Annotated in this window: 4 protein-coding genes; all 4 read left to right on the forward strand. The window is 45.6% G+C overall.

From position 1 onward, the window contains the following. Nucleotides 1-5 precede the first annotated feature (5 nt). Nucleotides 6-908 (forward strand): alpha/beta hydrolase, encoded by a 903-nt coding sequence (locus Y697_RS11065; RefSeq protein WP_121551669.1) that lies wholly within the window; start codon nucleotides 6-8, stop codon nucleotides 906-908. Between the two features lie 428 nt (nucleotides 909-1336). Beyond that, complete coding sequence (locus Y697_RS11070) at nucleotides 1337-3838, forward strand: ABC transporter substrate-binding protein (RefSeq protein ID WP_121551670.1); 2502 nt, start codon at nucleotides 1337-1339, stop codon at nucleotides 3836-3838. A gap of 52 nt (nucleotides 3839-3890) precedes the next feature. Further along, nucleotides 3891-4931 carry an ABC transporter permease gene (locus tag Y697_RS11075; protein WP_121551671.1) on the forward strand — a complete coding sequence of 347 codons (1041 nt, stop codon included), beginning with the start codon at nucleotides 3891-3893 and terminating at the stop codon, nucleotides 4929-4931. Next, nucleotides 4928-6322, forward strand: a complete 1395-nt coding sequence (locus Y697_RS11080) for an ABC transporter permease (protein WP_121551672.1) — start codon at nucleotides 4928-4930, stop codon at nucleotides 6320-6322. The genes Y697_RS11075 and Y697_RS11080 overlap by 4 nt, the downstream gene beginning before the upstream one ends. Nucleotides 6323-6374 lie beyond the last annotated feature (52 nt).

Below are 6374 nucleotides of genomic sequence, written 5' to 3' on the forward strand. Positions count from 1 at the left end.
GAGAATTGATCTTAATCATAATTCTGGTAGTTATTGTGAGTTTCCTAATGACAGCGGGTCTGGTTTTCGCATATAAAGTTACAAGGCCAAAGCAGATTCCTTACGATGAGACATACCGCATAGAGGTTGAAAAAGGTAGAATGGATCCTGAGTGGTTCGAAGAGATTGAAAAGGAAGAGATCTGGATCGACTCTCCATATGGATATAGGCTTCACGGACTGTTCATTCCCTGCAATAATTCCAGTAAAGCCGTAATAATTTGCCATGGAATCACCTATTCATTGTTTGGCTCGATCAAATACGCAAGGATCTTTCACAAACTGGGCTTCAACGTTATCGCTTATGACCACAGAAACCATGGCAAGAGCGGCGGAAGCAATACTACTCTCGGATACTACGAGAAGCATGACCTTGCTTCCGTTAAGAGCTGGGTCATCCAAAGGCTAGGAAAAGATGCTCGCATCGGCCTCCACGGTGAATCGATGGGTGCGGCAATAGTTCTTCAGTACCTTTCTCTCGATCGAGACATTGATTTTTGCGTCGCGGACTGTGGCTTTTCGGACCTCGAAGAGCTACTTTCGGTAAGACTGAGAGAAGACTTTCACCTTCCCTCGATTCCATTCATTTGGCTAGCTCGATTCTTCGCAAAACTCCTAACTGGCGCAAATCTAAAAGAAGTAAGCCCAATAGAATCCGTAAGAGAGTCGTTAATTCCAGTGATGTTCGCGCACGGAGCTGAAGACCATTATGTTCCAACCTATATGAGCGAAAAGATGCACAGGGAAGGCAATTCGAAAAACCATCTTCTAGTAGTTCCCGGAGCGGCCCACGCTATGGCCCTTACTTCCGATCCAGTTGCCTACGAGAAAGAGGTCGAAAGATTCCTTCAGAACAGCAACCTTCTTTGAAAGAATCCATACATTGGATGCTATGGATCTTATTGAAAACATGATCTACCATTTTTCAACTTTCATCTGAAAATATTCATTCACTTTCCGAATCTATCAACTATTTACTTCATTAGAGATCAAATTACTGATTTAAGTGCCTTATCAGTTTGAACAATACTGATATTATCAGATATTTGCTTATATAATTCAGTAATCAATGAAAATAATAGCTTGACACTGTTGTAATTATTATGATAGACTTCGTAATGCTTTGATATATGTTCCAGTTACAGCAAAATCTTATTGTGAATTGCTTTATTTTTTTATTATGAGTGCCATTAAGAAGATAAAACTGCATCTATTAAGAAAATTATTCTACACTACACATACTAATTAGACGTTCTGTGCAATGTCACAGAACTAAATGAAAAAGGGGGCGAAAGAAATTGCGTAAGAGACTTACCATGCTTCTTCTCGTAACGGCACTAGTTTTCAGTGGCAGTATTTTCGCGACTGAGAAGGGACCAATATCCGACATCATCTACTTCAACGTGAAGATGTCTCAAGAACTCGGCCTTAGGGACGTAGCTGAAGGACTAACGGATATTTTCATGGAAGGCGTTTCCGGTCCTACTCTTATGGGAATGGACCAAGCAACGAGAGACAAAATGGATATCTACTCAGTACCGGCACTCACCTATTCTCTTTTCATCAATCCGTATCCGAACCAAGCTCCTTACTTTGCAGAGGTCGGCGGAAAAGATTTCTTCAACGTAATGGCGATAAACGAGTTCAGGTACGCACTCAACGATCTGATCAACAGGCAGTACGTAGTTGACGAGATCCTCGGGGGAGCTGGCGGACCGATGCTCTCTATGGCAACTCCAGGTCAGCCCGGTACCTACAGATACGGTCTGGTAGCGAACAAACTCGGCCTTAGCTTTGAAGGTAACGAGACAAGAGCTATCGAAGCCATGAGAAAAGCTCTTGAAGAAGCCTCCAGGATTCCTGAGAACGAGGGGAGGCTCGTCGAAAGAGCTGGCAAATGGTACTTCGACAACGAACCCGTCACCGTAAGGTTCGTCATAAGGGCGGACGACCCCAACGTAAGGGTCAAGATCGGCGAATATGTTTCGCTTCAACTGGAAAAAACCGGAGTAACAGTGGATAGACTGGTTTGGGAAAGATCAAAGGCCAGCAACACAGCTTACGGAAGCGATCCTGCTGACATGATCTGGAACCTGTACACGGAAGCCTGGAGTGCAGGAGCAACCAGGGCCTTCTGGGAACACATCGTTCGTCAGATGTACTCCACCGGTGGTTCTTACATGCCCGGCCGAGGAACCGAAGGGTTCTGGAACTTCAGAAACAAGGAACTAGACGAGCTTATAGAAAAGGCGTACACCGGAAACTTCTTGACGGAAGAGGAGTACTGGGATCTCGCTTTGACAGCTCTGGAGATGGGACTTAAGGATGCCGTTAGACTATACTTGTGTTATCAGGACGGCTTCTACACGGCCAACTCTGCAAGACTTGTCGACAGATTTGCTTACGGTCTTGGAGATGGTCTCAACGAGTGGTCTCTAAAGACTGCTGTTACAGATGACAAGGTCCTATTCGTAACACAGTACTCCTCTGTCGGAGCCCTGTTCATGTCTAACTGGGATCCGGTCGGACCCGATGGAATTTCTGACACATACAGTGCAAATGTTGTCGGAATTCTCTCCGATTCAAGTTCCTTTGAAAGTCCAGCATCTGCAATCAATACTCCTTACAGAGTTTCCTGGACACAAGATGACATAGTCACGAAGGTCGAGAGGAACGATGAAGGTGACGTCGTCGGCATGATTGATGTTCCAGAAAATGCAATAAGATTCGACAGCGAAACCAAGCAGTGGAAAGAAGTAGGTCCCGGAATCAAGTCAATGTCTATGGGTACTTACACTCTCCTTGGCGGAAACATGCATCAGGGTCAACCGATAACTGTAAATGATTATCTCTATGCCTACGCATTCAGAGATGAATGGATATCGAGGGATGGAGAAAACGACAAGTACTATGAAGCTTCCTATGAGAACTACATGAGAAGCTCTCAGGATACAATAAAGGGATATGTTGTCAACGATGACGGAACGATCACCAGCTACTTCGATTACAACTTCCCTGCAAGTGTCGACAGAACGGCCAACTGGGGAGCACCCTTCCTCGGTGTGCACAGGCAGCCTTTCGTAATAGTTTCTTGGGAGATCTATGAGGCCCTCTCAGAGATCGTTGCCAACGGAAGCAAGTCGGGAACGGTTTACGCTTTCCGAAACGATCCGGCTATTACTCAGATAGATGTCTTGGTACCTAATCATGTGAAAGACATAAGGGCAAAGCTTGTAGAACTTAAGGAAAACGGCCACATCCCTAACTCCTTGAAGGGACTAATCACTGTAGAAGAGGCTCAGACAAGATACCAGGCAGCAATCGACTTCATCGACAAGTACGGACATGCTTACATAAGTAACGGACCATACTATCTGTCTAAATACGATCCCACCGCTAACTACGCGGAATGTAGAGCTTTCAGAGATCCTTCTTATCCTTACGAACCGTACTTCTGGAAAGAGGCGCTGAAGACAGTAAGGCTCTCGATCGACTCTATTGAAGTACCTGCAATAATCGCGAAGGGTATGGACACTTCAGTCCAGGTTGTGGTAGCTGAGATCGAGTATCCTTCTGAAGAGGTATCCAAGGCATCCAGAGGAAGCGTTGTCGTGACGCTAATCACTCCAGATGGAGAGATCAGCTTTGACACCGTTTTGATTGAGCCGGGGATTTTCGAGGCCATGATCCCTGCAGAGGCCATTGAATCTCTAGAACCCGGATCATACAACGTTCTCGCAATCGCTTCTCTAGAGGGTGCAGTGCCGGCGTCGTCCGTCACTTCCACCATAGTTTACTGATAACGGCAAGGCGGTACCCCACGGGTACCGCCTTCATTATTGAGGTGGAAATATGTTCTGGAAATACATGTTGAAACGAGTCTTCTACGGGATTTTCATATACATTATCCTTATCTTCGTCTTTTCGGCACTTTTCAATACTGTTATGGAACAGACTCTGAGAGGGCAGATCGATGAAGAGATAAGAGCTGAATTGATGGCTCTTGACAATGTAGGTTCTCAGCAAATCCAAAACTTTATCGAAATGAGACGTGCCGAAAAATTCGCTCTATACAAACTTGACAAGCCTATCTTCGAAAGAATAGTCTGGAGAACCTGGTCGACCCTGACACTGAACTTAGGAAAATCCAGTTCCATTCGATCTGCCGCAGGCGATCGAAACGTATGGGCCATAGTCTCAGAAAAAATACCGAGAACGTTGATTCTCTTTAGTTCTGCGATGTTGATTGACATCATTATAGGAATCTGGCTCGGCCTGAAAAAGGCTCAAAAAGCCGGCGGGGTTTTGGACAAAAGCACTTCGGTTGGAACCATGGTGGTTTTTGGGATGCCGTCATGGTGGTTAGGAATGATTCTTATCATGTTCTTTGCATACACGATAAAAGTCTTCCCTTCAGGAGGTCTGCATGCAACACCTCCACCAGAAGGGATAGCGTTCTTCTTAGATGCCCTCTATCACCTTGCACTTCCCGTAATGACTCTTGTCGTAATCGGTTTCTGGGGGCGGGCCTTTCTTACTCGAAATATTGTCTTGGGAGTGCTTCAAGACGACTACATAATGGCGGCAAGGGCTAGGGGAATTCCCGAAAGGAAAGTCTTGTACGGTCACACGATGAGAACCTCGGCTCCACCAATTGTGACTATGTCGCTACTTGCATTGCTTGCTTCCGTATCGGGAAACATTGTATTTGAAGGAATATTCAACTGGCCGGGGATGGGCAATCTCTTCTGGTTTGCCCTTCAGCAGAATGATGTTCCAGTCCTTATGGGAAACCTTGCGATAACCACAGGGCTATACATTTGCGGTCTGATTCTCCTGGATCTCGTTTACGGTTTGCTAGACCCCAGAATCAAAGTGGGTGCAAAAGCATGAGAATCGGCGAAATGAAATCATCATTCGATGAATTCTGGGGGGAATTCAGGAAGGTAAAATCAGGAATGATTGGCCTTGTATTTCTTGGACTGTTCCTGATGATTCTGTTTTTTGAACCGCTTCTTCTTCCCTTCGAACAGGCAAACTCGAGATGGAAAGACATTACTTACTGGGAAGACAATCCCGCAAGTGCTGCTCCCCAATGGACAAACTTCTTCTCCTCCAAGAAGAGTGCAGTCTCTATGCCACTTGAAGTGGAGAAAAAAGAAGTCAAAAATGCAGGGACAATCAGGATAATAGAAGAGACTTTTCTTTACGACTACCAGTACGATGCCGCGCCCTCAGACATCATATTCAGAGCTTCAGGCCAGGCCAATCCAACGGTAATCATCTCCGTTGAAAGACCGGACGGAAAGAAGATCGATCTTCTGAGAAAACCACTTGAAGTTACACAAGGAAAGGATTTGAGGATTGCAATAGACAAAACTTCCTTAAATGAAGCCTACAACTTCTTGAAATCAATGGACGCTGCAACGGGCCTATCAAAACAAACTCTAAAAACAACCGACATACTCTTCTCGAAGGTCGAAGACTCAATAGTTTTCACTCCTCAAGCCCTTAAGGGCGAATACAAAATAATGGTTTCTTTGATCCTGCAGAAGGAGACCGACGTAATAGAATCTACCGAGATGAAAGTCGCCGGTAGGGTGCATGGAATTCTTGGAACGGATAACTCCAAGAGAGATATCTGGAGCGGGGTTATCGCTGGAGTGAAATGGGCAATGTTGATTGGACTCCTTACGGCGCTTGTTTCAGTTTCAATTGGTGTCATTTATGGTGTCATTAGTGCTTACGTCGGCGGATGGAAAGACTCTCTAATGCAGAGGATATTCGAGATATTCATAAGTGTTCCAATGCTTCCCGTTCTCATCGTAATGAGCGCAGTCTTCAAGCCGAATATTTGGATGATCATCCTAATCATGTGTGTATTCTACTGGGTTGGACCGGTGAAGACTGTCAGGAGCATGGGACTCCAGATAAAGGAAGAGACCTACATAGAGGCCTCAAGAGCCCTCGGGGCGTCTAACACAAGAATAATCTTCAAACATATGGTGCCTCTGCTTATCCCTTACGCCTTCGCTTCAATGGCGCTCAATGTCCCAGGAGCTATCGTTGTCGAGGCGACCCTCAGCCTGCTCGGGTTGGGCGACCCCAATATAGTAACGTGGGGTCAAATCCTTCAAGATGCCCATAATGGAGGCGCGATGCTGAGCGGGATGTGGTGGTGGGTAGTACCGCCGGGGATGGCAATAGCCTTCATGGGGATGACATTCGCATTTGTCGGGTTTGCAATGGATAAGATACTGAACCCGAAACTGAAGACGAGGTAGTGACTATGGATAACATATTGACTGTAGATAACCTCAAGCTTTACTACTACAC

The organism is Mesotoga sp. BH458_6_3_2_1, from assembly GCF_003664995.1.
Taxonomy (GTDB): Bacteria; Thermotogota; Thermotogae; order Petrotogales; family Kosmotogaceae; genus Mesotoga.

Coding starts and splice junctions, on each gene's coding strand:
- Y697_RS11075 (WP_121551671.1), top strand. CDS start 3,891: ATGTTCTGGAAATACATGTTGAAACGAGTCTTCTACGGGATTTTCATA.
- Y697_RS11080 (WP_121551672.1), top strand. CDS start 4,928: ATGAGAATCGGCGAAATGAAATCATCATTCGATGAATTCTGGGGGGAA.